The organism is Flavobacterium sp. NRK F7 (genome assembly GCF_024054195.1).
Lineage (GTDB): Bacteria > Bacteroidota > Bacteroidia > Flavobacteriales > Flavobacteriaceae > Flavobacterium.
Genome location: NZ_JAMXLB010000001.1, coordinates 3182262 through 3209154, shown reverse-complemented (window position 1 = coordinate 3209154; position 26893 = coordinate 3182262). Strand labels below are relative to the sequence as shown.

The following is a 26893-nucleotide window of genomic DNA, read 5'->3' as shown; positions in this document are numbered from 1 at the left end:
TTAGACATTTAAATGAAAAAAGAAATCGCTATATTTTTTACAGCAGTTATGTTTTATACTAGAATTCCTTGTCCTAAAAATATAACGCACAATCCTGATTATTTAAACAAAGCCACACGTTATTTTCCTTTAATTGGATGGATAGTTGGTACTATTTCCGGATTTGTATTTTATGGGTTTTCCCAAATCGTGTCAGTTTCTATATCGGTTATCTTAAGTATGATAGCTGGTATTTTGGTAACAGGAGCCTTTCATGAAGACGGTTTTGCTGATGTATGTGATGGTTTTGGTGGTGGTTGGACCAAAGAAAAAATATTAAAGATAATGAAAGATAGTGCTATTGGTGCTTATGGTGCCATTGGAATACTACTTTTATTGCTTTTAAAATATGTTGCGCTTGTAGAGGTGCTGACTTCTCAAACCAATCTAATTCGTATTCTGTTTCTTTTTATTGCTGCTCACGCCATGAGTCGATGGGCTGCGGCTACGATTATCTTTACACACGACTATGTTCGGGAAGATGAACTAAGTAAAAGCAAACCTATTGCCAAAGCCTTTACTTGGAAAGAAGTAGTCGGTTCGGCTTTTTGGGGTTTACTTCCTTTAGTGTATTGGGTGTCTATAAATTATAAGATAGTTTTTATTCTTTTACCTGTATTCACTTTTAGAGGACATTTAGCACGCTATTTTAAAAAGTGGATTGGTGGTTATACAGGAGATTGTTTAGGTGCTACCCAACAAGTATGTGAAGTGGTTTTTTATATTTCGTTATTAGTAATATGGAGATTTATTTAGTTAGACATACAGAAACTGTCTGTGAAAAAGGAATTTGTTATGGGCAAGCCGATGTAGCTTTACGAGAGCCTTATTTGCAAGAGTTTGAAAAGATAAAACAAAAACTTCCTTTACAAGATAAAATTCCTATTTTTTCAAGTCCGTTAAAAAGATGTACCCAATTAGCTGATTTTCTTTCAAATGGTAATTTTCAAATAGATGCTCGTCTCATGGAAATGCATTTTGGAGATTGGGAATTACACTCTTGGGATGAAATACCTAAAGAACCACTTAATCATTGGATGGAAGACTTTGTTTCAGTTCAAGTGCCTAATGGAGAGTCATTTGTTTTACTATACAAAAGAGTGCTTTCTTTTATAGAAGACTTAAAGAGAAAAGATATTAAAAAAGCCATTATTATTACCCATGCGGGTGTGATTCGAAGTTTTTTATGTTACCAACAAAATTTACCGTTACAAGATGCTTTTCAAAATAAGTGTAACTTTGGTGCAGTTTTTAAAATAATATTGAGATAAAATGAATACAGATTCAAGAGAATTTATGGCAGCCGTATATACCATTATTGCTTTTCATGTAATTGTTGGAGTTGTCCTTTTGATTAGAAAAATGAGAAAAAAGAAGTAAAAAACAATTTTCTTTGGTATAAATAAAAAAGAAAGATTGATTTTGATTTCTTATTTAGGAAATAGTTAAAAAATACCTACATTTGCACGCGAATTTTGGTTGTTGTCTAGAAAAGTCGAAACAACATTAAAAGGGAATTAGGTGAAATACCTAAGCTGTACCCGCAACTGTAAGCTACTATGCTTGTTATTATCTACATTACCACTGTTGGATAATTTAGAATTTAGAGTTTAGAACTTAGAAAGTTTTTTACATCAGCATTCTAAATTGAAACGGGAAGGTCAATAACAAGACGCAAGCCAGGAGACCTGCCTTTATTCAATGAGTAACAAACTTTCGGGAAAAAAAGTTTGAGTATGGGTAAATTCTGTGCTTTTCTCCCTTTTATTAAAAATTATTTATTAACTAAAATGAACGCAACGTTTATGAAATGGAGTGCTTGTGCAGCATTCTTAACCTCACTTTCTTATGCACAAGAAATTGATACTTTAAAAGTAACCAATTTAAAAGAAGTAGTTGTTTCTGATACCAAATTTGAACAACAAAAAGAAAAATCAGGTAAAATTATTGATGTAATTTCTGCAAAAGATTTAGAAGCAAGAAAAGGGCAATCTGTGGCTCAAGTATTAAATCAAGTAGCTGGGCTAGAAATTAATGGAAGCAATAGCGCTGCTGGTAAAAACTTAGAATATTACATTAGAGGTGGAAGAAGTCGTCAGGTTTTAATTGTAATTGATGGAAATCCGGTGAATGATGCCACATCTATAGCGTCTATTTATGATTTACGATTATTACCCGTAGAACAAATTGAAAAAATAGAAGTGTTAAAAGGATCTTCCAGTGTTTTATATGGTTCTGGTGCAGCTACAGGAGTTATCAGTATTACTACGAAAAAAGCAAGTAAAAAAGGATTAAGTGGTACGGCTTATTTTAACGTTGGTACACAAAACACAACAGAAAAGACCAACTTATATGGGCAAGAGTTCAATCAAGGATTTGCAATAAACGCTAAAACAAGTAAGTTTAATTTCAATACGGCTTTGAATAGTACTGAAGTGGACGGAATTAGTGAAGCAAAAGGAACTAATTTTGAAAGAGATCCTTTTTCTAGAATCAATTTAAATCAAAAAATAGGATTTAAAGCTTCAGACAAACTAAACGTAGAATCATTTGTAAATTACGATAAATTCAGATCAAGTTATGATGCAGGTGCTTTTCAAGATTCTGAATTTAACAAATATACAGCAGATCAGGTTAGAGTTGGTTTGAAGCCTCAATACAAATACAATAAAGGAGAAATCTATTTGAATACCGCTTTTGCTAATTTAGAGCGTTATTACGATTCCTATAGCACTTGGACCATGTCTTTAGATGAAATATATTATAAATCAAGAACTGTGAATGCAGATTTAGTAAATAAATTAGAGGTATCAGAAGGCATACACTTAATTACAGGTGTGCAATCGCAATTTATGGATATGTATCAAACAGGTGCATGGGGTGAAGTAGATAATAGAGCGACTAAATTTAATGTAATTGACCCTTATTTTACGGCAGTTTATAATAGTGATTTTGGTTTGAATGTAAATGCGGGTGCGCGTTTAAATATTCACAGCGAATATGGAAGCAATTTAGTTTATAATGTAAACCCTTCTTTTTATTTAGAAGATTACAAGTTGAGAGTATTATCTTCTTTTAGCACTGCTTATATTACTCCTACTTTGTACCAATTGTATTCTGCTTATGGAAATTTAGATTTAAAACCAGAAGAAGATAAAACCGTTGAAGTAGGTTTTGAAAAAGGTTTTTTTGATAATAAATTCGTAATTAATGCTGTTGGATTTTATAGAGAAGAAGTAAATAAAATTGATTTTATTTCTCTAAATGTAGCACCTTGGGGGCAATATCAAAATATAGAGGATAAAATTAATGCCAAAGGAATCGAATCCAATTTTACTTATGTTCCATTCGAAAAAATAAAGGTAACGGCTAATTATACCTTTACTCAGGTGGAAACCAATGTAAGTCAACTGCAATTAATACCCAAACACAAAATCAATGCAGGTTTTGATTATGCTGTAACTCCAAAATTAACTTGGACAGCACAATATCAATATACAGATGATAAAATTGATTTATTTTATAATTCCTCAAGTTTTTCAAATGATGAGGTTGTTTTAAAATCGTATCAAACCATACATTCAACCCTCTCTTATAAGCTGAATAAGCATGTATCTTTCTTTGGGAATGTAACCAATTTACTAGATATAGATTTTACAGAAAAATATGGTTATTCTACTAGAGGTAGAAACTTTAAATTAGGATTGAACTTACAATTCTAATACATTTGTTTTAAACTTAGTTAAAGAAAAACGCTCCATTCGGAGCGTTTTTTATTTCTATTACTTGAAATCGGGAACTTGATCTAAATACATTTCATCTCTAAAAGGCAGTATCGATTTGGTGTCCTTAACATATTCAAATTGATGTTCTGGTTGAGAAATGCTAAAGCGTCCATTGGTATCAATATAATTTAAAGTCGTTTCTAATAACGGATCACTGGTTTCTCCTAAAACGCCTAAATTCCCTAAATCTTCTAATTGATTCACATCAGCTGGTAATCCATTTACATAATCACTAAAATCATTTTTATTTGCAATTTTCAAAACAATAGGTTGCATCGCATATTTATGAGTAGGATTAACATTCTCTTTTCTAAATGTTGGGGAATCATAAACGGTAATAGAGCCTACGTTTTTCCCTGTAGTGGCATCACCAATTTGGGTCACATTGATATGAGCATCTAAACCATTTATAACCAATTCACTAGCAGAAGCCGTTCTTTTAGATGTAATGACATATAATTTATCAAGATTTAAACTTTGTAAACCAGCTCCATTTCCTAAAGTTGTGGTAAATCGATTTAATAAATCTTCTGGATCAAAAAGAGCTTGTAGTTTGTAATTCCATTGTTGTTTGGCAAAAATAGCATCGTTAAATTGCCCAGTAATCATACTGGCTAGTCTAGTAGCTGTATTTACAGAACCACCAGAATTATATCTCAAATCTAGGACAAGATGCGTAATGCCTTCTGAAGCAAAATAAACAAAGGCGTCATTTAATTCAGACTCATACTGCGAATAAAAACCATTATACATTAAATAGCCTATTTTTTTAGTACCAATGGTAAACGTTTTTTTGATATGAACAGGATTTTCTGAGAAAGCAGTTTTGGTAAGCGACACCGAATTTCCGTTGGGAGTAATATTACCATTATCATAATCGGCTAAATTTAAGGTATAGGTGTCATTAGATAATAAACTACTATAATTGGTATTGGTTAAGGGAGTCCCATTAACAGCATAAAAAATGTCACCTCTTTGGATGTTTTTTGTAGCTGCATCAGAATTAGGTAATATATACCTTACCCAACCAAAAACTTCTGTAGTACTACCACTTTTATAACGCAATTCATAATCTACTCCATTGTTCTTTTGAGTTCCTGATAAGGCTTGTTCTAAGAGGGTGTAATCAGAAAAAAGCACACTAAAGCGATCGGTTTGAGAATCCACTAATAAATGGTCAAATAAATCTTGGGGTGCTGAATATGTACTTAAAAATGCTTGAAAATCACCATCAGAAGCAAAGCGGTTGTCTGCTAAATCAGGGGAGTCTTCTAGCCAATAATAATGTTGGTTTAAGCCTTTCCATATAAATTCATTTACAGATCGACTCTGTGGAAAATCATCAAAGTCATCTTTGCAGCTTAGTACTGCAATACCTAAAAATAACAATCCTGAAAATAAAACAATTTTCTTTTTCATACTAACAATTTGTTTATTAATAGTGAGGTAATCATTTAAAATAATAAAATATTATTCAATAACGATACCTTTTCATAGCTCATAAATAATAGTAAATAAAAATAGGGTTATTTTTTAATGTAACAAAATTAATTTACATTCGTCTTTACTTTAAACCAAGCTAATCAAAATGAAACAACAGGAGTTTTTACAAATTATATCTCCTTTTAAAGACAAGATTTTTAGGGTAGCTAAACGGTTGTTAGTTAGTATTGAAGAAGCTGAAGATGCCACGCAAGAAGTTTTAGTTCGACTGTGGAATAAAAATGAAGGACTTCAGAAATACAATAGTGTTGAAGCCTTAGCAATGACAATGACTAAAAACTATTGTTTAGACCAATTAAAATCAAAAAGGGCATCAAATTTGCAATTAGTACATAGTAATTACGGAGATCATTCTCCTGGTATTGACAAGCAAATTGAAGATAGAGATAGTTGGAACTGGGTAGAAAAAATTATTAATGATTTACCAGAACAACAAAAGATAATCATCCAAATGAGAGATGTAGAAGAATATGAATTTAACGAAATAGCTTCTTTTCTCGATATGAATGAAACAGCAGTAAGAGTAGCGCTTTCAAGAGCTAGAAAAACGATTAGAGAGAAGTTATTAGAAAAGCATAGTTATGGAATTAAAAGCAGTTGAAATAGCAATAGAAAAATATTTGGAGGGCACTTCAAGTATCCAAGAAGAAAAACAATTAAAGGCCTATTTTTCTTCTAATGAAATAGCACCACATTTGGTTCAGTACAAGCCATTGTTTAGCTATTTTGAATACCAAAAGAGTGAGCAATTTACTAAAGCACTACCATTACAAACTCAAAAACAATCGTATGTGAAATGGATAGGCGTTGCAGCGGCAGTTGCTGTTCTTTTAGGAACCATGCATTATTTTTATAGTGAAGAATCAAATACTGATTTAGGAACGTATACCGATCCAGAAGAAGCATTTGTAGAAACACAAAAAGCATTGGAAATGCTCTCTGAAGAAGTGAATCAAGGAGTCGAGAGTGTAGCCATTTTAAAAGAGTATGATAAAACAACAAAAACAATTTTTAAATAAAAAGAAAATGAGAAATTTAATTTTAAGTATAGTATTTATTGCCTTTACATCGGTGACCTTTTCACAGTCCATTTTTGATAAATATGAAGATAAGGATAATGTAACTACGGTTATAGTGAACAAGAAAATGTTTGAGTTAATGAGTAAAGTAAAGGTAGATGTTAAAGATTCAGAAGCACAACAATATATGGATTTGTTGAAAAAATTAGAGAATCTAAAAGTATTCATGACAGGTGATGTTAAATTGGCTGGTGATATGAAAAGTACCGTAACCAGTTATTTGAAATCAAATCCATTGGAAGAATTAATGCGTGTAAATGATGATGGTAAAAAAGTTAATATTTATGTAAAATCAGGTGCTTCAGCTAATATTGTAAAAGAATTATTAATGTTTATCGAATCACCTGGTGATAAAGACAATCAAGCTATTGTATTGTCGTTAACAGGGAATTTTAATTTAGATGAAATTTCTGCGCTTACAGAAAAAATGAATTTGCCAGGTGGTAAAGAATTAAAGAAAGCATCTAAAAAATAAAATGTAGTCAATAACTTTGCTATAACAGATAACAATGTGTTTGTAATGAAATACATTGTTGTCTTTTAAAATTATAAAAAATGAAATCATATATAGTGTTACTACTTAGTTTGTTCTTATTTAGTTGTAATAATGAACCAAGTTTACAAAAATATTTTGTTGAAAATTCTGAGTCTTCTGACTTTATTGCTGTGGATTTAGGGTCTTCGGTAATTAATACAGAAAAAATGACCTTATCTCAAGAAGATAAAGATGCCTTACAGTCTTTTGAAAAGATGAACATCATTGCGTTTAAGAAAGATTCTTTAAATGATGCAAAATACCAAACAGAAAGTCAAAAAGTAAAGTCGCTTTTAAAAGATGAAAAGTATCAAGAATTAATGCGAATGGGTTCTGGAAGTAATGGAGGTGCTATTTATTTCGTAGGAGAGGAAGAACACATTGATGAGTTTGTACTTTTTGCAACGGGAAAAGAAACAGGTTTTGCTGTTGTGCGTATTTTAGGGAATGATATGAATCCAAGTTATATTGTGAATCTAATGGGGCTTCTCCAAAAAGCTGAGGTAGATTTAGAACAATTAAAGCCTTTACAAGGTTTTATGAGATAATTTAATATATTAAATTATAAATAAAAAAAGTCCCTAATGGGACTTTTTTTATGTTTTCAAGTGACCATGATCAGATTCGAACTGACACGTCTTGCGACACCACCCCCTCAAGATGGCGAGTCTACCAATTCCTCCACATGGCCCAAAACAAAAAAAGCTATTCGAAGAACGAATAACTTTTTTAGTGACCTGGCTGGGGCTCGAACCCAGGACCCCATCATTAAAAGTGATGTGCTCTACCAACTGAGCTACCAAGTCGAATGCATTAAGGAATAAAATTAGTGACCTGGCTGGGGCTCGAACCCAGGACCCCATCATTAAAAGTGATGTGCTCTACCAACTGAGCTACCAAGTCATTTTGTTTCCTTGAATGCGGGTGCAAATATATTAACTAAAATTTATTTTCCAATGGTTTTTTCTTATAAATTTGTCTTTTTTTTAATATTATTTTTTAACTGCTTAATTTTAAAGGAATTATTAAATCATGAAAATAATTTTAGTGGGTTATATGGGTTCAGGTAAATCGACAATAGGTAAAGAATTATCCAAAATTGTAGGAATTCCCTTTTATGATTTAGATGAAATCATTGAAGAAACAGAAAAAGAGAGCATAAAAAATATTTTTAAAAGGAAAGGAGAAATCTACTTTAGAAAAATTGAAAGTATTCTTTTTAGAAATTTTGTAAATAATAATGAAAGCTTTATTTTGGCTTTAGGTGGAGGAACTCCATGTTATGCAAATAATCATGAAATCTTACAACAAAACAGCGTGCAATCGTTTTATTTAAAAGGTTCTGTGAGTACTTTAACGAATCGATTATTGAAAGAAAAAGAAAATCGTCCATTAATCGCTAATTTGACAGAAGCTGAATTAGATGACTATATCAAAAAACATCTTTTTGATAGAAGCTATTATTATCTTCAATCCAAAGAAGTGGTTTCAATCGATGCTAAGAATGTTGAAGTAATTGTAAAAGAGCTACAAGAAAGATTAACTTAAATAGGCATAGCTATTTTCTTCTTCAAAAACAACATGTATGTGTTCCTGTAAAGAAGTAGAGAGTGATAATCCTTTAAAATCTGCTTTTACAGGGTATTTTTTATGATTTCGGTCAACTAAAACGGCAGTTTTAAACTTTCGTAAAGGAACTTCTAAAAAATGTTTTACACCGTAAATTAAAGTGGTTCCTGAATTTAATACATCGTCCACTAGAATTATAGATTTATTAGCGTAAACGGAACTCGAAATCGAAGTGGTAATTGCTTCCTGCGGATTTTGTTTATTGAGATGCACTTCACACAAAATAACATTTAAATCCGATATTTTTTTTAACTCAAATGCAATTTTTTCTGCTAGAATATATCCGTTTTTTGTAATCCCAGCAATAATAACTTCCTTTTCATCAACAAAGGTTTCAAAAATTTGATAACTAATACGTTTTATTTTATGTTCAATTTCTTGATGTGTTAAAATGATATTTTGCATGGGTGTTATTTTTTTTCAAAGATAAAAAAGAGTTCTCTACCAGCACGAGGTTTTATAGAATTATATGCTTTTTCTATTTTTTTGATACTAAATTTTTCAGAAAAAAGAGATAGGTATTCTTCTTTACTACCTCCAAATGGTGGTCCCTCTTGAGTTAAAGGGAAATCGAACAATAAACCGACTATTTTTCCTTTGGGAAAAAGTAAAGAATGCATTTTAGAGACATAGTTTTTTCTCATTTCTGGATCCAAAGCACAAAAAAAAGTTTGCTCTATGATAATGTCATATTGGGAATCGTGAGCAAAAAAATCTCCTAATAGAATTTTTTCAATCAATTGTGGATATTTAGATTGTAGTTTTTGAATAGGTTGATCAGCAATATCAATCACCCAAACATTGGTAAAACCATGTTCAACTAAATAATCAAATTCATGCCCATTACCTACTCCTGGAATTAAAATTTTTAAATTTTTATCGGTAATTTGATCAACATATTCTTTCAAAGGTTGGGTTATTGAACCTGTGTCCCAACCGGTATCATCATTCTGATATCTGTTTTTCCAATATTCTTTATTCAATAGCATCATCAAAATCAATATCATTAGTGTAATCGTCTATATCTCTTCGATCTTTTTTAGTGGGTCTACCTTCTCCTTTAGCACGGTAATATTCTTTGCTTAATTTTAGCATTTCTAAATGAGCAAACGCTTCATCTGGAGTGGTGTCTTTACGGTAAACATCAACTAATTTCGCTCCCACACGGCTTTGAGGAATATCTAAAATAGTCAATTGATAATTGATTTGGTCTTTACGTAAAACTATTTTATCGGTGGCATACACTTCTCTTGAAGCTTTAGCTACTTGACCGTTTACGCTAACATGCCCTTTTTTAATAGCTTCTGCAGCCATATTACGTGTTTTAAAATATCGCGTACACCATAAAAATTTATCTACTCTCATTAGATTCAAAAATCAATGTTAATTTTTGTACAAAAATAAAGGAAAATTGTATCTTGCGACTCAAATTTTATGAAAATGAAGAATATTTTAAGAATTATTATTTTTTTAGTTTTAGTAGGTGGAACGATTTCTTGTAAGAAAGATGATGGCGCTTCAAATGAAGTTGTTTTAAGAGATAGGCAAGAAGTTTATGATGAAGATATTTTAGAAATAGAAGCGTACTTAAAAGATAATTATTTAGAATTGGATGCTAATTTAAATGCAACTGTAAAAAAAATTGATGCAGGTCAAACTTCTATTTGGGATGATACCGCTTACCCAGTTCAATTCATAACGGTTAAAAATGATGTAAGAACTTCAAATTTTACTGATGGTGTTTCTGCAGATGTGGTAGATTATAAATTGTACTACATTGTGTTAAATGAAGGAGGAGGAGTTAATCCTACTCATGTGGATTCTGTTTTTACGGCTTACAAAGGATGGAATTTAAGTAATGAAGTTTTCGACCAAAACAATCAAGGTATTTGGTTTACTTATCCTCAAACGACAGCTTTTGACCCACTTTCAATTTCTGGTTATAGACAAGTGTTGACTAAGATAAAGACAGAAGAATCTTCTTCTTTAAATGGCAATGGAGTAGTTGTTCATCAAAATTACGGTAACGTTATTGTGTTTATACCTTCAGGGTTGGCTTATTTTAATGGTGTAATTGGTGGGGCAAGTTATAGTCCGCTTGCTTTTCAAATTAAATTATTCTACAGGAAAGAAAATGACCATGATCGCGATAGAATTAAAAGTAATAATGAAGATTTAAACGGAGATGGAGATTTTTATAATGATGATTCAGATGGAGACAAAATACCTAATTTTCTAGATATTGATGATGATGGTGATGGTGTAGTGACAAAAACAGAGATTAAAAAGCCTATTGGGGAATCTGGGATATTAGCTTATTATCCATTTAATCCAATTGCTGATGATCCTTCAACGACTAATATAGATGAAACAGAATTAAAAGCAATTCCAAGTTGTTCAGGTGATTATACAACTCCAACTAGATTAAGAAAACATCTAGATCCTTCCTGTCAGTAAAGGTTAAATCATATAAATATAAAAATGGCTCAATGTAAATTGAGCCATTTTTGTTTTAAATAAATTATTTAGATAATTATTTTCTATTTATAGCTTTTTTAGCAGCTTTAATTATAGCGTCGGCATTTAAACCATATTTTTCCATTAATTGAGCAGGAGTTCCACTTTCACCAAAACTGTCATTTACAGCTACAAATTCTTGTGGAGCAGGATTGTTTAATACTAAAGTTCTAGAAACACTTTCTCCTAAACCTCCTAAAACATTGTGTTCTTCAGCTGTTACAATACAACCTGTTTTAGCAACCGATTTTAAAATTGCTTCTTCATCTAATGGTTTTATAGTGTGAATATTGATCACTTCTGCTGAAATACCTTGCTCTTCTAATTTTTCAGCTGCAATTAATGCTTCCCAAACCAAATGTCCAGTTGCTACTATAGTTACATCAGAACCTTCATTTAAAAGAATTGCTTTTCCAATTACGAAAGGTTCATTTTCTGGAGTGAAATTAGCAACACTTGGTCTTCCAAAACGTAAATAAACAGGTCCGTGGTGGTCTGCAATTGCAATAGTTGCTGCCTTAGTTTGGTTGTAATCACAAGGATTAATTACGACCATGCCAGGCAACATTTTCATTAAACCAATATCTTCTAAAATTTGATGCGTTGCACCATCTTCTCCTAAAGTTAAACCAGCGTGAGATGCACAGATTTTTACGTTTTTATCGGAATAAGCAATAGATTGACGAATTTGGTCGTACACTCTACCTGTTGAGAAATTAGCAAATGTACCTGTAAAAGGAATTTTTCCACCAATTGTTAAACCAGCAGCAATTCCCATCATATTGGCTTCTGCAATTCCTACTTGAAAGAAACGTTCTGGGTGATTTTTTTTGAAATCATCCATTTTTAAAGAACCAATTAAATCTGCGCAAAGTGCCACTACATTTTCATTTTTTTGACCTAATTCAGTTAGTCCTGCGCCAAATCCTGAACGAGTGTCTTTATTTCCTGTATTTGTATATTTTTTCATTTTAATTTTGCTGTATGCTGTAAATGGTATAAATAAGTTGTACTGCTTATCTATATAAAACTTACATTATTAATAATCACCTAAAGTTTCTGGGTTTTGTGCTAAAGCATTTGCTAATTGCTCGTCATTTGGAGCTTTGCCATGCCATGCATGTGTATGCATCATAAAATCTACTCCGTTACCCATTTCAGTATGTAATAAAACACATACAGGTTTTCCTTTACCTGTTCTTGATTTTGCATCTGTCATTCCGGCAATAATGGCATCAATATTGTTCCCTTCTTTAATATCTAGGACATCCCAGCCAAAAGCTTCAAATTTAGCTTTCACACTTCCCATGTTCAAAACTTCATCAGTAGAGCCATCGATTTGTTGTCCATTAAGATCAACAGTTGCAATTATATTGTCTACTTTTTTAGCAGCTGCATACATAATAGCTTCCCAATTTTGCCCCTCTTGTAGTTCTCCATCACCTAAAAGTGCATATACTAAATTTAAATCTTTATTTAGTTTTTTTGCTTGAGCAGCACCTAATGCAACACTTAATCCTTGTCCTAATGATCCAGAAGCCATTCGAATTCCTGGTAAGCCTTCATGCGTAGTTGGATGGCCTTGTAATCTCGAGTTTAATAATCTAAAAGTGGCTAATTCGCTAACTGGAAAATAACCGCTTCTAGCTAAAACACTGTAAAAAACTGGTGAAATATGTCCGTTTGAAAGGAAGAAAACATCCTCGTTTTTGCCATCCATATCGAAGCCTTCTTTTCGATTCATAAGATGTTGATAGAGGGTTACAAAAAATTCTGTACAGCCTAATGATCCTCCAGGATGGCCTGAATTTACAGCATGTACCATTCGTAAAATGTCTCTTCTTACTTGAACTGTTAATTCTTGTAGTTGTTGTGTGTTTGGTTTCATTTTTAATGTTAAAATTTAAAAGCACAAATATAAGTAGATTATTATTATTAATTTCAAGAGAATAGAGAGGACTTTTCAAAAGTTATCTACAATAAAATGCAACTTATAGTGTTGAAAAATAGGATTATAGTCTTTGTTGTTCAATTAGTTAATTCTTAAAATAGCATATTTTAAAATACAATATAAGGCTCTAAAACCATCTTTCCATGATATTTTCTTGCCTTCTTGATAAGTTCTGCCATAATAAGAAATACCTACTTCATATATTCTAATATTGGATATTCGCGCAATTTTTGCAGTAATTTCTGGCTCAAAGCCAAATCTTTTTTCTCTTAAATGCATGTTTTTGAGGATTTCAGATCTAAAAATTTTATAACAAGTTTCCATATCTGTTAAATTGAGATTGGTAAACATATTGGAGACAAAAGTTAAAAATTTATTTCCAATGGTGTGCCAAAAGAATAAAATTCGGTGGGGTTTTCCTCCTATAAATCGTGAGCCATAAACTACATCAGCAAAACCTTCAACTATAGGTTTTAAAAGTATATTGTACTCTTGTGGATCATATTCTAGGTCGGCATCCTGAATAATGATATAAGTACCTGTAGCTTTTTGTATTCCTGTGTGTAAGGCAGCTCCCTTACCCATATTGTTCTCATGGGTATAATATTGAAGTGTTACCTCAGGATTTTGCTCTTTATAATTTTGAATGACGCGTTCTGTATTGTCTGAGGAACAATCATTCACAATAATAATTTCCTTCTCTATGGAACCTAGTAAGTAAACATCTTTAATTTTATCTAAAATAAGATGAATGGTGTGCTCTTCATTGTATGCCGGAATAATAATGGATAGTTTTTCCATTTTTTATTGATCTATTTGGATTAAATATCGGTAATTTAAAACCTCTTTTCTCTTATTTTCTAATAAAAAATTGAGTTTTAAAATGGTGATACGATATTGATTAAATGTTTTTTTTGAAATTATTTTCAAATTGGAATTTTCGATGTCTTTTAAATCTTCTTCATTAACATAGAGCCAAATCTTTTCGTTGTACTTTTTTAATTTCTCTTTATCTATAACTTTGTTAAATGGGTTTTGGGAATAAAAATTAAATAGATGTGAAGGTTTATTATATAACGCTACTTTTTCTAAAGGATGATTTTCTTTCATCCATTTTGCGGCCATAGCATCCGATTGGAAAGTGACTAATTTTGGATAAAATATAAAGGACATAAATACATTTAAAATAAGTACGGGACTAATGTATTGTATGATAAAATCTTCTGGTTTTTTTCTAAAAAAGAAAAGAATGAGTATTTGTAATAGTATTAGAATAATTATTAAATAATAATTTTCTTTAAAAAAAAGAATAGGATATATAATAAGGAGTGCCAAAATTATATAGCCGAAAATTACATTCACTACAATCCAATTTTTCATGCTTTTTATTGAAATTTTGGATAGATATTCAGCAACTAAAATAGCTGCAAAAGGGAAGGTCACAAAAACATAATGTGGTAATTTGTATTTAGATAGTGATAAAAAGAAAAATAAAGCGGTAAAACCAACAAAACTGATAATTTCAGGACTTGCTTTTTTATCAAAAAATAATTGTTTTATCTTAAAGTATACTGCAAATAGTAAAGGAAAAAACCATGGGAAAAAGTCCCATAGACTAGTTCCTATAAAGAAATGCCAAGGAGTATTGTTGTTCCAAATATTTTCTCCAGTAATTCTTCCGAAACTTTGCAACCAATAAAAGAAATACAATCCTTTTTGTCCTTTGATTCCATTTGTGATTTTATCGGGTTGTAAATCAAATTGATGGTACAAACCATAAGACATGGGAAATAATACTAAAGCGATAATAAGTACTACTAGAAGCCATTGAAATGAAAATAGTTGTTTCCATTCTTTTTTGTAAATAAGATGTATGCCAACAGGAAATAATATGGCAACCAATCCAATTGGGCCTTTCGCTAACATAGCAAATCCTATAAATAGAGAAGCAAAAATGAGATGTTTTATTTTTCCAAAAGAGAAATACAGTCCAAATAACCAACAACTAATAATAACACAAGAGGTTAAAATGGCGTCTGTTCGTACATCATTGGTCATTAAAAAATAAGCTTGAGAAGTTGCTAATATAAGTAAGGCATATTTGGCTATTTTTAGAGTATAATAAAGGATACAAAAGCGGTATAAAGCATACAAGGAAAACAGTAAAAATAGAAAAGAAGGTAGTTTGTAAGCAAAATTTGAACTACCAAATATCTTTATACTAGCACTTGAGAGCCAAAACAATAATGGAGGTTTATCTAAATAATCCTTTCCAAATTCTTTGACTTCTAAATAGGAATTGGTTTGAGCCATTTCAGCTGAAATTCCTGCATATTGTGCTGCATCTACAGCCATAACATCTAAAAACAAGTTGTGTATATATACAACGAATATCGTTAGAAGAATGATTTTTTCAAATTTGGTAAACGACTTCAAAAAAGAAAACATAAAATACAATTGTTATGTTGCAAAGAAACAAATAAAAAAAGGATTGTATTTTATGTTTTTTGAATTTTACTTTAATTAAAATTTATGAAAGAAATTCTTTATAAGCTTTCACCTTCTTTAAGAACGCGAATTAATTTTTTATTTACGAATTCATCAATACCTAACGGTGACATTTCTCTTCCATAACCAGATTTTTTGGTTCCACCAAATGGAAGTTCCACCGAAGATTTAGTTGGATGATTAATAAAAACCATTCCAGAATCAATTTGATGCGCAATTTCCTTCCCTTTTTCAATATCTTTAGTAAATACAGAACCTCCTAAACCAAATTCAGTATCATTCGCTAAAGCTATGGCTTCTTCTACGGTTTTCACAACATAAAAACTAGCAACTGGTCCAAAAAGCTCTTCTTTATAGATTTTCATTTTTGGCGTTATATGACTAATAATGGTAGGCTCTATAAAAGCTCCTTTTTGGTTCGCTCTTTTTCCACCAATTTCAATTTTAGCACCTTCTGATACAGCAGTTTCTACTTGTTTTAAGATAGTTTCAAGTGCATCTTCACTAGATAAAGGACCTAATTCAGTATCAGTATCTAAAGGGTTTCCAAGTTTTAACTTGCCCATGGCAGCTTTAAATTGAGTTAAAAATTCGGAAGCTATTTTTTCCATCACAATAAATCGTTTGGCAGCAATACAGCTTTGTCCGTTGTTAACTGTTCTTCCTTTTATAGCTAAAGAAACGGTTCTTTCGATATCGGCATCTTCTAAAACAATAAATGGATCACTTCCACCTAACTCTAATACCGATTTTTTAATATATTTTCCTGCCATCATGGCTAATTCAGATCCTGCTTTTTCACTTCCTGTTAAAGAGGCTCCTTGAATACGTTTATCAGCAATAAGTTTAGTCACTTTCGAACCTCTTACAAATAAATTGATATATATTCCTTCAGGTGCACCAGCTTCTTTGAAAATATCTTCAATAGCTTTCGCACATTGAGGTACAATTGAGGCATGTTTTAATACAATGGTATTCCCAATCATTATATTTGGTGCAGCAAATCGCGCAACTTGATAAAATGGAAAGTTCCATGGTTCAACCCCTAATAAAACACCAATTGGAGACTTTTTTATATAAGCTTCACCTGAATCAACCTGTATTTTTTCATCTTTCAAGAATGCTTCTCCATGTTTAGCATAATATTCAAATATAGAAGCTGCATAATCAATTTCACTTTCAGCTTGTGCTAAAAGTTTTCCCATTTCTAAGGTAATTAATTTGGATAATTCTGTTTTTTTGGAACGTAAAATAGCCCCTACTTTGTTCAAAATAGTGGCTCTTTCATCGTAACTGGTTGTTTTCCATTTTAAAAAAGTGGAATGTGCTTTTTCAAGTGCATGATCAATTTGTTCATTAGTCATTTCGTCAAATGTTTTTAAAACTTCTAATGAAAAAGGATTGATTGATTTTATTGACATCATTAATTAGTTTTATTTAGTGTCAGCTTGACTATAGTAATTGTTTTCTTCGTCTTCACTTCCAATGGCTTCTTGTTGATCATCTAAGGAAGCTCCTGGAACATCTAAATCAGAACCTAAAGCTACAGTTTTATCAACAGGTTGAGGATTTTTTTTAACTTTAGAAGTGTCTTCTGGATCCACATCTATTTCTTTTTTGTCTTGATTAAAGATGTCTTCAGATGCAGGGTAATTCAAATCTTTTAAATTAGACTCAATTTCATTTTCTTTTGGATTTTTTATATTTTTCATGATAGAATATTTAAATAAGTTTATCACAAAGTTCCTACTTTTTTAAGTTTTTTAAGTTACATATTTTTTGTCAAATCTTCTATAATTATGATGTGATTTCTGTTTATATCTGTTAAATAATAGTATAAATTATAAATCTTAGTTTGGAAAACAATTATATTTGCCCTGTAAAATTTTTATATGAAGTTTGAATTATTAAGTAAAGACCCAAAAAGTAAAGCAAGAGCTGGAAAAATTACAACTGATCATGGTGTTATTGAGACACCTATTTTTATGCCAGTTGGAACAGTAGCATCGGTGAAAGGGGTGCACCAAAGAGAATTAAAAAACGATATTAATCCAGATATTATTTTAGGGAATACCTATCATTTATATTTACGACCACAAACAGATATTTTAGAAAAAGCTGGAGGTTTGCATAAGTTTATGAATTGGGATAGAAATATTTTAACCGATTCAGGTGGTTATCAAGTATATTCACTGTCTTCGAATAGGAAAATTAAAGAAGAAGGTGTGAAATTTAAATCTCATATTGATGGTTCCTATCATTTCTTTTCTCCTGAAAATGTAATGGAAATTCAACGTACTATTGGAGCAGATATTATTATGGCTTTTGACGAATGTACACCATACCCCTGTGATTACCGATATGCGAAACGTTCGATGCACATGACGCATCGTTGGTTAGACAGATGTATTACTCATTTAGATAAGTTGCCTTTTAAATATGGGTATGAACAAACTTTTTTTCCAATAGTTCAAGGAAGCACATATAAAGACTTGCGAGAACAATCTGCTGAATATATAGCGAATGCTGGTGCACAAGGAAATGCTATTGGAGGATTATCTGTAGGAGAACCAGCTGAAGAGATGTATGCCATGACTGAAGTTGTTACTGCAATTTTACCTGAAGAGAAACCAAGGTATTTAATGGGAGTTGGTACACCCATAAATATTCTAGAAAATATAGCCTTAGGAATCGATATGTTCGATTGTGTAATGCCAACCAGAAACGCTAGAAATGGAATGTTATTTACGGCAAACGGTTCCATCAATATTAAAAATAAAAAATGGGAGGCTGATTTTTCACCCATTGATGAAATGGGACATACTTGGGTAGATTTAGAATATTCAAAAGCCTATTTAAGACACTTATTTGCTGCTAATGAATTTTTAGGAAAGCAAATTGCAACCATTCATAATTTAGGGTTCTATATGTGGTTAGTTCGTGAAGCGAGAAGACAAATTCTTGCGGGTACTTTTAGAGAATGGAAAGATAAGATGGTTATTCAAATGAGTCAACGATTATAAAGCAAATTACAAAATGAAATTAATAGACAAATATATTTTAAAACGTTATTTGGTTACATTTTCTGTAATGTTACTTTTATTCATTCCAATTGGGATTGTTATTGATGTTTCAGAAAAAGTAAACAGAATGATTGAAAGGAAAGCTCCTTTTAATGAAATTGTTGTCTATTATGGGGATTTTATAGTTTATTTTGCTAATTTATTATTTCCAATTTTTCTTTTTTTATCGGTTATTTGGTTCACTTCTAAGTTGGCGAATAATACTGAAATTATTGCCATTTTAAGTTCTGGCATCTCTTTTCAGCGTTTTTTGCGTCCTTTTCTAATGGGAGCAACCATTGTTTGTATTTTCGCTTTATTAATGGGATTTTTCTTAGTTCCTAAAGCTAGTAAAGGTTTTTTAGATTTTAGAAATACTTATTTGAGGGGAAATAGTTATAAAACAATGGAAACCCAAGATATATTTAGACAAATTGGTGATGGAGAATATATTTATATTAGTAATTATAATTTTTTGTCTAAAACAGGATTTAATTTTACATATGAAAAATTTAAAGGGAATAAGCTCATAGAAAAAATTACATCTAATCGTATTAAATATGATGAAAAGACTAAAAAATATTCACTTTTTAATTATTTAAAGCGAACGGTTGGTCAAAATAATGACAAATTAGAAGCTTTAGATAAAAAAGAGGTGCAATTTAGCTTTGAACCTGACGAATTAACGCCCGTGTTTTACATTGCAGAAACGATGACAATTGGTGAGCTCTATACTTTTATAAATAAAGAGAAAGAAAAAGGGAATACTAGGATTAATGCGTATTTAGTAGTTTTATATAAAAAGTACAGTTTGCCTGTTTCTGCCTTTATTTTAACGATTATTGCTGTAGCCGTATCTTCAATGAAAAGAAGAGGAGGAATGGGTGTTAATTTAGCTATTGGAATAGTAATTGCATTTACATTTATATTTTTTGATAAAGTTTTTGGTACAATAGCTGAAAATTCTGATTTTTCTCCATTATTAGCGGTTTGGATACCGAATATAGTATTTGGTACATTAGCCTTTTATTTATTACGCAATGCAAAAAGGTAACTATTTAAAAAATTACTTACATCTTCATTTAATTGTATTTATTTGGGGATTTACGGCTATATTGGGAAAGTTAATCTCTCTAAAAGCTTTAGATTTAGTGTGGTATCGTATGTTTTTTGCGACAATTTTTATAATACTATTTATCGTATTTAAAAAGCAAGCTTTAAAGGTTCCTCTAAAAACTTTTATAGGATTTGCAGTGTCAGGAATAATAATTGCGGCCCATTGGTTTACTTTTTATGAAGCTATAAAAGTATCTAATATTTCGATCACTTTAGCCTGTTTATCTACAGGAGCATTCTTTGCTTCTCTAATCGAACCTATTTTATATAAAAGAAAGGTGGTGGGTTATGAAGTCTTATTTGGAATCATAACAGTAATAGGTTTGAGTATTATTTTTGAAGTTGAAACGCAATATAAAACAGGTATATATCTTGCTGTAACATCCGCTTTTTTATCAGCACTTTTTTCAGTAATTAATGGTAAATATGCAAAAGAATATGATGCTAATATTATTTCTTTTTATGAATTAGGTGTTGGAGTATTATTTTTGAGCTGTATTATGTTGTTTACTCAAAAGTTTGATACCGCATTTTTTTCTTTATCTACTAAAGATTTAATTTGGTTACTGGTACTTTCATCAATATGTACTGCTTATGCTTTTTCGGCTTCTGTTAAAGTAATGAAAGTCATAAGTCCTTTTACGGTTATGTTGACCATTAACTTAGAGCCGATTTATGGTATAATTTTAGCGTTACTTATATTTAGTGATTCCGAACATATGAATTCTATGTTTTATGTAGGCGCCTCTATTATTTTGGCAACAGTTATTGCTAATGGTGTTGTTAAAAATTATAAAAAAAGAAAACTAAATCAACGTCAATACAACGTTAATTAATTTGAATATTTTATCTTTGTAAAGACAAACGAAACCCAAAATTTAGTCCAATGGAATATTTAGATTTTGAATTACCTATCAAAGAACTTGAAGACCAGTTAGATAAATGTGTTATCATAGGTCAAGAATCTGAAGTTGATGTTACGCAAACATGCAAGCAGATTGAAAAAAAATTAGAAGAAACTAAGAAGAATATATATAAAAATTTGACAGCATGGCAACGTGTTCAAATGTCAAGACACCCTAATCGTCCGTATACTATGGATCATATTAAGGCATTATGTGGTGATACCTTCTTAGAGCTTTTCGGAGACCGTGCTTTTAAAGATGATAAAGCAATGGTTGGTGGTTTAGGAAAAATTAATGGTCAATCGTATATGATTATTGGCCAACAAAAAGGATATAATACTAAAACACGTCAATATCGTAATTTTGGAATGGCAAATCCAGAAGGCTATCGAAAAGCATTGCGACTGATGAAGATGGCTGAAAAATTTGGAATACCTGTAGTTACTTTAGTAGACACTCCAGGTGCTTATCCAGGATTAGAAGCTGAAGAAAGAGGTCAAGGTGAGGCTATTGCTAGAAACATTTTAGAAATGATTCGTCTTAAAGTACCAATTATTACAGTTATTGTAGGTGAAGGTGCTTCAGGTGGTGCTTTAGGGATTGGTGTAGGAGACAAAGTATTTATGCTTGAAAATACATGGTATTCTGTAATTTCTCCAGAATCTTGTTCGTCTATCTTATGGAGAAGTTGGGAGTATAAAGAGCAAGCTGCAGAAGCTTTGAAGTTGACGGCAACTGATATGAAAAAACAAAAATTGATTGATGATATTATTCCAGAACCTCTAGGAGGAGCTCATCATGATAGAGAAACTACTTTTAAAACAGTAGAAAAATATATTACAAAAGCGTATAATGAATTGAAAGAGTTATCAACAGAAGATTTGATTATGCAGCGTATGGATAAATATAGCAAAATGGGAGAATTTAAAGAATAATTCATTTCCAATTGAAATTTTAAGTCCGAAGCTTAAGGGTTTCGGATTTTTTTTGTGTTATAAACAAAAATAACAAGGTTATGAACAGGTTTTTAACACTAGACTATTAACAAATAGAAATTGAAATAATTAAATTTTGGTTAACTTCGCGCTATGGAAAATATCAGAAAGAGTAGCCCATTAAAAGTGGATAAAACCACGATAATCAACTTGGAGAAAGGGAAACTTCCTCCTCAAGCTGTTGATTTAGAAGAGGCTGTAATAGGTGCTATGATGATTGATAAGAAAGGAGTTGATGAGGTAATTGATATTTTGCAACCCGATGCCTTTTACAAAGAATCACATAAACATATTTTTGAAGCTATTGTAGAATTATTTAATGATACTCAGCCTATTGATTTATTAACTGTATCCGCACAGTTAAAGAAAAATGGTAAATTGGAATTGGCTGGAGGGGATTTTTATTTAATTCAACTAACTCAAAAAATATCTTCTTCTGCTCACATTGAATTTCATTCGAGAATTATTTTGCAGAAATTTATTCAAAGAAGTTTGATCAAAATTTCAAGTGAAATTATTGAAGAGTCTTATGATGAAACTACAGATGTATTCGACTTGTTGGATAAAGCAGAATCTAAATTATATGAAGTAACACAAGGAAACATCAAAAGGAGTTCAGAAACGGCTCAAAGTTTGGTTATTCAAGCCAAAAAAAGAATTGAAGAAATTGCAGGCAAAGAAGGTCTTAGTGGTGTGCCTACTGGTTTTCATGACTTAGATAAATTAACTTCAGGATGGCAACCTTCCGATTTAATTATTGTTGCAGCTCGTCCTGGTATGGGTAAAACCGCTTTTACACTATCTATGGCTCGAAATATGGCTATCGATTATGGTGCGCCAGTTGCATTTTTTTCTTTAGAAATGTCTTCTGTGCAGTTGATTACTCGTTTGATTTCTTCTGAAACCGGATTGTCTTCTGAAAAATTAAGAACTGGTAAATTAGAAAAACATGAATGGGAACAATTATCTATAAAAGTAAAAGATTTAGAAAAGGCACCTTTGTATATAGATGACACACCTTCATTATCTATTTTTGATTTACGTGCCAAAGCCAGACGTTTGGCTTCTCAGTACGGTATTAAAATGATAGTTATTGATTACCTTCAATTGATGACTGCTGGAGGAAATGGAAAAGGAGGAGGAAATCGGGAGCAAGAAATTTCTACTATTTCTAGAAACTTAAAAGCTTTAGCAAAAGAATTAAATGTTCCAGTCATTGCTTTATCTCAGTTATCTCGTGCAGTTGAAACACGTGGTTCAAGTAAAAGACCCTTACTTTCTGATTTAAGAGAATCCGGAGCTATCGAGCAAGATGCGGATATAGTATCATTCATTTATCGACCAGAATATTATAAAATTGATGAGTGGGATGATGAAGAACGAACTCCAACTCAAGGTCAGGCTGAATTTATTGTAGCTAAGCACAGAAATGGAGGATTGGATAATATCCGATTGAAATTTGTGGGGAATTTGGGTAAATTTGACAATCTTGATGATTTCAGTTCGCCTTTTGACGAATTGCCTTCTAAAATGAATTTGGATGATCAAAATCCATTTGCAACTCCTAATCTTCCATCACCAAATGATGCTTTTGGAAGTAGTTTTAATTCCGATGATGATGATTCTGATGTTCCTTTTTAATGAGAAAAGGAGAATAGAAAAGAATATGCTATATAAAAAAAGAGGTTTCCATTTTGAAACCTCTTTTTTATTCTTTTTCCTTTAATTTCTCTTTAGTTGAAAATTGAAATTAGATACTGTATAATTACCATGTAAGCTGTTTTTGGGAGTATCCTCAATTTTTAAATTTGGATTATAGTCCCAAATTGAACAATGTATATTGCAACCTAATCGAGATAAGTATAATTGAGTTGAAAGTGTTTGGTAACCTTCAGCAGTTATTTCAACAGTCACTTTTTCAATTACTTTTTTATCTACAGTTGAAAAACCAGTCTTAATTTCATAAGAACCGTTTTTTGATTCTATAGTTTCTTTAAATGAGAACAATCGGTTTTTATTTACTTTAGTTTTCATAGAAACCCCTTGAATCGTTTCTAAAGTTTCAACATCTATAAAGTTTCCTTTTAAAATGATTTCACTATCATTAAAAATTAAAGGAGACAAGTCTATGGAATTACGTTCTACTTCATTTTCTTTTTCAAATGAATATAAATTAGATCCAGATAATAAAAGTGACCCAGTTGTAAAGGCACTCATTTTCTTAACAAAATTTCTTCTTTCCATAATGTTTGAATTGGTTATTAATGCAGTAATACTAAAAAAAATAAAAAAAGGGTTGCTACGAAAATTCGTAACAACCGCTTTTTAAATTTTCATAAGTTAAAAGTAATCATTATTTTTTAATTATAAGTCTCTGAGCCTTAATTTGATTGCTCGATAAACCTTTGATAAAATAGATGCCATCTGCTAAATTCTCTACATTGATAATGTTTTCAATATTTAAATTTAGATTGAATGTTTTCATGGTTTGACCTAATTGGTTTACAATAACAAATTCACCACTTGTATTGGTTTTAATAATTACCAATCCGTTTGTTGGGTTTGGATAAATCGTAAACTGAGTTTCATTTTCAAATGCTTTAGTGTCTAAAGCTGTAACAGTATAACAAGCAGATTCTACTGTACATCCATTGAAAGTGATTACAACTTTATAATCTCCAAGGCTTGAAGGTATAAAATCTTGATTGGTTTCACCATTTAATAGTGTATTTGGACATTCATACCATTGGTATGTCATACCAGCATCTGTAGCATTTGCTGTTAGAATTCCTGTTGTGTTTTCAGAAATTGTATTGTCAATTGCTGTTGGTTGCGTAATTGTAAAGTTTTGAGAAGTGGTACAACCGTTAGCGTCCGTTACGGTACACGTCCAAGTTCCAGCTGTCAATCCTGTTACTGAAGTTGTCCCGTCACCAATAGGATTACCAGGTGTCCAATTATAAGTATAACCACCAGCACCACCAGTTGCAACATTTACAGCTGCCGCACCATTAGCACCGCCATTACAAGCAACATTCGTTTGTGAAGCTGGAGTTAATGATAAAGCTGTTGGTTGTGTAATTGTAAAGTTTTGAGAAGTGGTACAACCGTTAGCGTCCGTTACGGTACACGTCCAAGTACCTGCTGTTAATCCTGTTACAGAAGGAGTCCCATCACCTGTTGGGTTACCAGGCGTCCAATTATAAGTATATCCACCAGCACCGCCAGTTGCAGTATTCACAGCTGCAGCACCGTTAGCACCTCCGTTACATGCTACATTCGTTTGAGAAGAAGGAGTTAATGATAAAGCAGTTGGTTGCGTAATTGTAAAGTTTACCGAAGTAGTACAAGCATTTGCATCTGTTACGGTACACGTCCAAGTTCCAGCAGTTAATCCGGTTACAGAAGGAGTGCCGTCACCCGTTGGGTTACCTGGAGTCCAATTATAAGTATATCCACCAGCACCGCCAGTTGCAGTATTCACAGCTGCTGCACCATTAGCACCTCCGTTACATGCTACATTCGTTTGAGAAGAAGGAGTTAACGATAAAGCAGTAGGTTGCGTAATTGTAAAGTTTTGTGAAGCAGTACATCCATTAGCGTCAGTAACGGTACAGGTCCAAGTTCCAGCTGTCAATCCTGTTACTGAAGTTGTCCCGTCACCAATAGGATTACCAGGTGTCCAATTATAAGTATAACCACCAGCACCACCAGTTGCAACATTTACAGCTGCCGCACCATTAGCACCGCCATTACAAGCAACATTCGTTTGTGAAGCTGGAGTTAATGATAAAGCTGTTGGTTGCGTAATTGTAAAGTTTTGAGAAGTGGTACAACCGTTAGCGTCCGTTACGGTACATGTCCAAGTTCCTGCCGTTAAACCTGTAACAGAAGTTGTCCCGTCACCAATAGGATTACCAGGCGTCCAATTATAAGTATAACCACCAGCACCACCAGTTGCAGCATTTACAGCTGCCGCACCATTAGCACCACCATTACAAGCAACATTCGTTTGAGAAGCTGGAGTTAATGATAAAGCTGTAGGTTGTGTAATTGTAAAGTTCTGTGAAGCTGTACAGCCGTTTGCATCCGTTACGGTACATGTCCAAGTTCCAGCTGTTAATCCTGTTACAGAAGTGGTTCCATCACCCGTCGGGTTACCTGGTGTCCAATTATATGTATAAGGTCCCACACCACCAGTTGCAACGTTTACCGATGCCGCACCATTAGCACCACCATTACAAGCAACATTTGTTTGTGAAGAAGGTGTAAGAGATACTGTGCTAACATTAATAGTTATAGATCCACAACTTCCAGGGGTTACACAACCACCTTCACCTCTAACATAATAGGTTGTACTTGGTCCTGTTGGAGTAACCACAAAAGTAGAAGTAGCAGTAGTTCCAACTAAACTTCCGCCGCAAGAACCAGTATATATTGCCCATTGTGTAGCATCATTTAAAGTACCTGTAATATTTAAAGTAGTAGAAGCACTATTACATACTGGATTCGCAGATGCTGCTAAAGTTGGTACAGTTGGATTAGTACATACTGGAGCTTCAAATAAACGAAAATTATCAAATGCAATTTCTTCACTACCACCATTAGTAAATACTCGAATTCTAAGGTTAAGAATTGTTCCTGTTGCAGGAATTGTTTTTGTAAATTCTCCAAATGAAGTAGTAAGGATTGTTCCTTCTCCGATTTCATCTCCACTTAGCTCTTCAGCAAGTGATTTATTATTTACTCCTGTACCTACACTGTTGTTAGCAAAAAACCGAATCAATGGTACATAAGGACCACCATCGATTTGGTATTCAACAATAATATAATCGGAATGAGTAAATCCAAATGCAAGTGATTCAAAAGCTGCATTTTGATTATTTGCTGCAAATAAACCTTTAAATGACAAGCCTGTTTTTCCTGAAATATTAATATTTGTGAAATCAATTTGTTGTTCTTCATTACCTGACCCAAAAGCTCCGTCATTATCTTCTGCTGCCCAGAATTTACTACCTTCTTGACCTGAATAACTTCCAAAGAAAAGGTCAATATCACTATTAGTCACTCTTGCAAAATAAGATGGGTAAGGTGTTGAAAAAACTCCACCGCCATCATTTTCAGGTGTACGAGTACCACTGCTAGGGGCACCTACATCTTCAAATGTATCGCTCCAAAACTGAGTTTGTGCATTTCCTTCCCAAGATAGAAAAGAAATCATAAATAAGAGTAAAGTAATTTTTTGTTTCATATTAGTCATTTTTGTGTT

26 protein-coding genes, 3 tRNA genes and 1 riboswitch are annotated in these 26893 nt (G+C 32.1%); of the genes, 14 read left to right on the top strand and 15 right to left on the bottom strand.

The features are described from left to right. Nucleotides 1-12: 12 nt before the first annotated feature. From NHF47_RS14585 to NHF47_RS14575, 3 genes are all read left to right on the top strand, one after another. Complete coding sequence (locus tag NHF47_RS14585) at nucleotides 13-795, top strand: adenosylcobinamide-GDP ribazoletransferase (protein WP_252765617.1); 783 nt, start codon at nucleotides 13-15, stop codon at nucleotides 793-795. Further along, complete coding sequence (cobC, locus tag NHF47_RS14580; protein ID WP_252765616.1) at nucleotides 780-1310, top strand: alpha-ribazole phosphatase; 531 nt, start codon at nucleotides 780-782, stop codon at nucleotides 1308-1310. The genes NHF47_RS14585 and cobC overlap by 16 nt, the downstream gene beginning before the upstream one ends. A 188-nt stretch (nucleotides 1311-1498) precedes the next feature. Then, a riboswitch (cobalamin riboswitch) is annotated at nucleotides 1499-1750 on the top strand. Between the two features lie 79 nt (nucleotides 1751-1829). Next, nucleotides 1830-3761, top strand: a complete 1932-nt coding sequence (locus NHF47_RS14575; RefSeq protein ID WP_252765615.1) for a TonB-dependent siderophore receptor — start codon at nucleotides 1830-1832, stop codon at nucleotides 3759-3761. A 60-nt stretch (nucleotides 3762-3821) separates the two neighbouring features. Here the strand turns inward: NHF47_RS14575 and NHF47_RS14570 are convergent, their stop codons facing one another. Beyond that, nucleotides 3822-5243, bottom strand: a complete 1422-nt coding sequence (locus NHF47_RS14570; protein WP_252765614.1) for a S41 family peptidase — start codon at nucleotides 5241-5243, stop codon at nucleotides 3822-3824. A 169-nt stretch (nucleotides 5244-5412) separates the two neighbouring features. Here NHF47_RS14570 and NHF47_RS14565 point away from each other — a divergent pair, with 169 nt between their 5' ends. The 4 genes from NHF47_RS14565 to NHF47_RS14550 all read left to right on the top strand — a co-directional run bounded on the left by NHF47_RS14565 (nucleotide 5413) and on the right by NHF47_RS14550 (nucleotide 7489). Further along, nucleotides 5413-5928, top strand: a complete 516-nt coding sequence (locus NHF47_RS14565; protein ID WP_252765613.1) for an RNA polymerase sigma factor — start codon at nucleotides 5413-5415, stop codon at nucleotides 5926-5928. After that, a complete protein-coding gene (locus tag NHF47_RS14560; protein ID WP_252765612.1) occupies nucleotides 5909-6346 on the top strand; it encodes a hypothetical protein in 438 nt (145 codons plus the stop codon). Before NHF47_RS14565 ends, NHF47_RS14560 begins: the two co-directional genes overlap by 20 nt. Nucleotides 6347-6353: 7 nt before the next feature. Then, nucleotides 6354-6881: a DUF4252 domain-containing protein gene (locus NHF47_RS14555; RefSeq protein ID WP_252765611.1), complete on the top strand. Its 528-nt coding sequence runs from the start codon at nucleotides 6354-6356 to the stop codon at nucleotides 6879-6881. Between the two features lie 80 nt (nucleotides 6882-6961). Beyond that, on the top strand, nucleotides 6962-7489 hold the full coding sequence (locus NHF47_RS14550; protein ID WP_252765610.1) for a DUF4252 domain-containing protein: 528 nt from the start codon (nucleotides 6962-6964) through the stop codon (nucleotides 7487-7489). A gap of 61 nt (nucleotides 7490-7550) precedes the next feature. Here NHF47_RS14550 and NHF47_RS14545 read toward each other — a convergent pair. The 3 genes from NHF47_RS14545 to NHF47_RS14535 form a co-directional block, all read right to left on the bottom strand. Beyond that, nucleotides 7551-7632, bottom strand: a tRNA-Leu gene (locus NHF47_RS14545). Nucleotides 7633-7674: 42 nt separating this feature from the next. Next, nucleotides 7675-7747 (bottom strand) — tRNA-Lys (locus tag NHF47_RS14540). A 24-nt stretch (nucleotides 7748-7771) separates the two neighbouring features. After that, nucleotides 7772-7844, bottom strand: a tRNA-Lys gene (locus tag NHF47_RS14535). 129 nt (nucleotides 7845-7973) lie between these two features. On the opposite strand from NHF47_RS14535, the gene NHF47_RS14530 reads away from it, so the two are divergent. Continuing rightward, entirely contained in the window at nucleotides 7974-8489 is a 516-nt protein-coding gene (locus NHF47_RS14530; protein WP_254005721.1) for a shikimate kinase, read from the top strand. Here the strand turns inward: NHF47_RS14530 and NHF47_RS14525 are convergent. The 3 genes from NHF47_RS14525 to NHF47_RS14515 are packed head-to-tail and all read right to left on the bottom strand — an operon-like array spanning nucleotide 8481 to nucleotide 9935. Beyond that, nucleotides 8481-8975: a phosphoribosyltransferase family protein gene (locus NHF47_RS14525; RefSeq protein WP_252765609.1), complete on the bottom strand. Its 495-nt coding sequence runs from the start codon at nucleotides 8973-8975 to the stop codon at nucleotides 8481-8483. The two genes, NHF47_RS14530 and NHF47_RS14525, sit on opposite strands and share 9 nt — an antisense overlap. Before the next feature lie 5 nt (nucleotides 8976-8980). Further along, entirely contained in the window at nucleotides 8981-9577 is a 597-nt protein-coding gene (locus NHF47_RS14520) for a TPMT family class I SAM-dependent methyltransferase (RefSeq protein WP_252765608.1), read from the bottom strand. Further along, a complete protein-coding gene (locus tag NHF47_RS14515; protein ID WP_252765607.1) occupies nucleotides 9546-9935 on the bottom strand; it encodes an RNA-binding S4 domain-containing protein in 390 nt (129 codons plus the stop codon). Before NHF47_RS14515 ends, NHF47_RS14520 begins: the two co-directional genes overlap by 32 nt. A 75-nt stretch (nucleotides 9936-10010) precedes the next feature. Between NHF47_RS14515 and NHF47_RS14510 the strand changes: the two genes are divergently transcribed. Next, on the top strand, nucleotides 10011-11027 hold the full coding sequence (locus tag NHF47_RS14510) for an FKBP-type peptidyl-prolyl cis-trans isomerase (RefSeq protein WP_252765606.1): 1017 nt from the start codon (nucleotides 10011-10013) through the stop codon (nucleotides 11025-11027). 76 nt (nucleotides 11028-11103) lie between these two features. Here the strand turns inward: NHF47_RS14510 and NHF47_RS14505 are convergent, their stop codons facing one another. The 6 genes from NHF47_RS14505 to NHF47_RS14480 all read right to left on the bottom strand — a co-directional run bounded on the left by NHF47_RS14505 (nucleotide 11104) and on the right by NHF47_RS14480 (nucleotide 17258). Next, nucleotides 11104-12057, bottom strand: coding sequence for a transketolase family protein (locus NHF47_RS14505; protein WP_252765605.1), 954 nt, complete (start codon nucleotides 12055-12057; stop codon nucleotides 11104-11106). A 69-nt stretch (nucleotides 12058-12126) separates the two neighbouring features. Next, nucleotides 12127-12975 carry a transketolase gene (locus tag NHF47_RS14500; protein WP_252765604.1) on the bottom strand — a complete coding sequence of 283 codons (849 nt, stop codon included), beginning with the start codon at nucleotides 12973-12975 and terminating at the stop codon, nucleotides 12127-12129. A 144-nt stretch (nucleotides 12976-13119) separates the two neighbouring features. Continuing rightward, the gene (locus tag NHF47_RS14495; RefSeq protein WP_252765603.1) at nucleotides 13120-13839 is read right to left on the bottom strand and encodes a glycosyltransferase family 2 protein; all 720 of its coding nucleotides are present in this window, start codon (nucleotides 13837-13839) and stop codon (nucleotides 13120-13122) included. 3 nt (nucleotides 13840-13842) lie between these two features. After that, nucleotides 13843-15486, bottom strand: coding sequence for a glycosyltransferase family 39 protein (locus tag NHF47_RS14490; protein WP_252765602.1), 1644 nt, complete (start codon nucleotides 15484-15486; stop codon nucleotides 13843-13845). A 98-nt stretch (nucleotides 15487-15584) separates the two neighbouring features. Beyond that, complete coding sequence (locus NHF47_RS14485; RefSeq protein ID WP_252765601.1) at nucleotides 15585-16967, bottom strand: NAD-dependent succinate-semialdehyde dehydrogenase; 1383 nt, start codon at nucleotides 16965-16967, stop codon at nucleotides 15585-15587. Between the two features lie 12 nt (nucleotides 16968-16979). Then, on the bottom strand, nucleotides 16980-17258 hold the full coding sequence (locus NHF47_RS14480; protein WP_252765600.1) for a hypothetical protein: 279 nt from the start codon (nucleotides 17256-17258) through the stop codon (nucleotides 16980-16982). A 180-nt stretch (nucleotides 17259-17438) separates the two neighbouring features. On the opposite strand from NHF47_RS14480, the gene tgt reads away from it, so the two are divergent. The 5 genes from tgt (at nucleotide 17439) to dnaB (ending at nucleotide 23265) form a co-directional block, all read left to right on the top strand. Further along, on the top strand, nucleotides 17439-18569 hold the full coding sequence (gene tgt, locus NHF47_RS14475) for a tRNA guanosine(34) transglycosylase Tgt (protein ID WP_140999501.1): 1131 nt from the start codon (nucleotides 17439-17441) through the stop codon (nucleotides 18567-18569). Nucleotides 18570-18582: 13 nt separating this feature from the next. Then, nucleotides 18583-19662 carry an LptF/LptG family permease gene (locus NHF47_RS14470; protein ID WP_252765599.1) on the top strand — a complete coding sequence of 360 codons (1080 nt, stop codon included), beginning with the start codon at nucleotides 18583-18585 and terminating at the stop codon, nucleotides 19660-19662. Then, entirely contained in the window at nucleotides 19649-20560 is a 912-nt protein-coding gene (locus NHF47_RS14465) for a DMT family transporter (protein WP_252765598.1), read from the top strand. The genes NHF47_RS14470 and NHF47_RS14465 overlap by 14 nt, the downstream gene beginning before the upstream one ends. Before the next feature lie 50 nt (nucleotides 20561-20610). Next, nucleotides 20611-21564, top strand: coding sequence for an acetyl-CoA carboxylase carboxyltransferase subunit alpha (locus tag NHF47_RS14460; protein WP_140999504.1), 954 nt, complete (start codon nucleotides 20611-20613; stop codon nucleotides 21562-21564). Nucleotides 21565-21717: 153 nt separating this feature from the next. Continuing rightward, nucleotides 21718-23265, top strand: a complete 1548-nt coding sequence (dnaB, locus tag NHF47_RS14455; protein WP_140999505.1) for a replicative DNA helicase — start codon at nucleotides 21718-21720, stop codon at nucleotides 23263-23265. An 81-nt stretch (nucleotides 23266-23346) separates the two neighbouring features. On the opposite strand, the gene NHF47_RS14450 is transcribed toward dnaB, so the two are convergent. Both NHF47_RS14450 and NHF47_RS14445 read right to left on the bottom strand, forming a co-directional pair. Continuing rightward, nucleotides 23347-23868, bottom strand: coding sequence for a hypothetical protein (locus NHF47_RS14450; RefSeq protein ID WP_252765597.1), 522 nt, complete (start codon nucleotides 23866-23868; stop codon nucleotides 23347-23349). Nucleotides 23869-23977: 109 nt separating this feature from the next. Then, nucleotides 23978-26875 (bottom strand): T9SS type A sorting domain-containing protein, encoded by a 2898-nt coding sequence (locus NHF47_RS14445; protein WP_252765596.1) that lies wholly within the window; start codon nucleotides 26873-26875, stop codon nucleotides 23978-23980. Nucleotides 26876-26893 lie beyond the last annotated feature (18 nt).

Bases quoted from the DNA above. Each gene is read 5' to 3' on its own strand.
- NHF47_RS14585 (WP_252765617.1), top strand. From the start codon at position 13: ATGAAAAAAGAAATCGCTATATTTTTTACAGCAGTTATGTTTTATACT.
- cobC (WP_252765616.1), top strand. From the start codon at position 780: ATGGAGATTTATTTAGTTAGACATACAGAAACTGTCTGTGAAAAAGGA.
- NHF47_RS14575 (WP_252765615.1), top strand. From the start codon at position 1,830: ATGAACGCAACGTTTATGAAATGGAGTGCTTGTGCAGCATTCTTAACC.
- NHF47_RS14570 (WP_252765614.1), bottom strand. From the start codon at position 5,243: ATGAAAAAGAAAATTGTTTTATTTTCAGGATTGTTATTTTTAGGTATT.
- NHF47_RS14565 (WP_252765613.1), top strand. From the start codon at position 5,413: ATGAAACAACAGGAGTTTTTACAAATTATATCTCCTTTTAAAGACAAG.
- NHF47_RS14560 (WP_252765612.1), top strand. From the start codon at position 5,909: ATGGAATTAAAAGCAGTTGAAATAGCAATAGAAAAATATTTGGAGGGC.
- NHF47_RS14555 (WP_252765611.1), top strand. From the start codon at position 6,354: ATGAGAAATTTAATTTTAAGTATAGTATTTATTGCCTTTACATCGGTG.
- NHF47_RS14550 (WP_252765610.1), top strand. From the start codon at position 6,962: ATGAAATCATATATAGTGTTACTACTTAGTTTGTTCTTATTTAGTTGT.
- NHF47_RS14530 (WP_254005721.1), top strand. From the start codon at position 7,974: ATGAAAATAATTTTAGTGGGTTATATGGGTTCAGGTAAATCGACAATA.
- NHF47_RS14525 (WP_252765609.1), bottom strand. From the start codon at position 8,975: ATGCAAAATATCATTTTAACACATCAAGAAATTGAACATAAAATAAAA.
- NHF47_RS14520 (WP_252765608.1), bottom strand. From the start codon at position 9,577: ATGATATTGATTTTGATGATGCTATTGAATAAAGAATATTGGAAAAAC.
- NHF47_RS14515 (WP_252765607.1), bottom strand. From the start codon at position 9,935: ATGAGAGTAGATAAATTTTTATGGTGTACGCGATATTTTAAAACACGT.
- NHF47_RS14510 (WP_252765606.1), top strand. From the start codon at position 10,011: ATGAAGAATATTTTAAGAATTATTATTTTTTTAGTTTTAGTAGGTGGA.
- NHF47_RS14505 (WP_252765605.1), bottom strand. From the start codon at position 12,057: ATGAAAAAATATACAAATACAGGAAATAAAGACACTCGTTCAGGATTT.
- NHF47_RS14500 (WP_252765604.1), bottom strand. From the start codon at position 12,975: ATGAAACCAAACACACAACAACTACAAGAATTAACAGTTCAAGTAAGA.
- NHF47_RS14495 (WP_252765603.1), bottom strand. From the start codon at position 13,839: ATGGAAAAACTATCCATTATTATTCCGGCATACAATGAAGAGCACACC.
- NHF47_RS14490 (WP_252765602.1), bottom strand. From the start codon at position 15,486: ATGTTTTCTTTTTTGAAGTCGTTTACCAAATTTGAAAAAATCATTCTT.
- NHF47_RS14485 (WP_252765601.1), bottom strand. From the start codon at position 16,967: ATGTCAATAAAATCAATCAATCCTTTTTCATTAGAAGTTTTAAAAACA.
- NHF47_RS14480 (WP_252765600.1), bottom strand. From the start codon at position 17,258: ATGAAAAATATAAAAAATCCAAAAGAAAATGAAATTGAGTCTAATTTA.
- tgt (WP_140999501.1), top strand. From the start codon at position 17,439: ATGAAGTTTGAATTATTAAGTAAAGACCCAAAAAGTAAAGCAAGAGCT.
- NHF47_RS14470 (WP_252765599.1), top strand. From the start codon at position 18,583: ATGAAATTAATAGACAAATATATTTTAAAACGTTATTTGGTTACATTT.
- NHF47_RS14465 (WP_252765598.1), top strand. From the start codon at position 19,649: ATGCAAAAAGGTAACTATTTAAAAAATTACTTACATCTTCATTTAATT.
- NHF47_RS14460 (WP_140999504.1), top strand. From the start codon at position 20,611: ATGGAATATTTAGATTTTGAATTACCTATCAAAGAACTTGAAGACCAG.
- dnaB (WP_140999505.1), top strand. From the start codon at position 21,718: ATGGAAAATATCAGAAAGAGTAGCCCATTAAAAGTGGATAAAACCACG.
- NHF47_RS14450 (WP_252765597.1), bottom strand. From the start codon at position 23,868: ATGGAAAGAAGAAATTTTGTTAAGAAAATGAGTGCCTTTACAACTGGG.
- NHF47_RS14445 (WP_252765596.1), bottom strand. From the start codon at position 26,875: ATGAAACAAAAAATTACTTTACTCTTATTTATGATTTCTTTTCTATCT.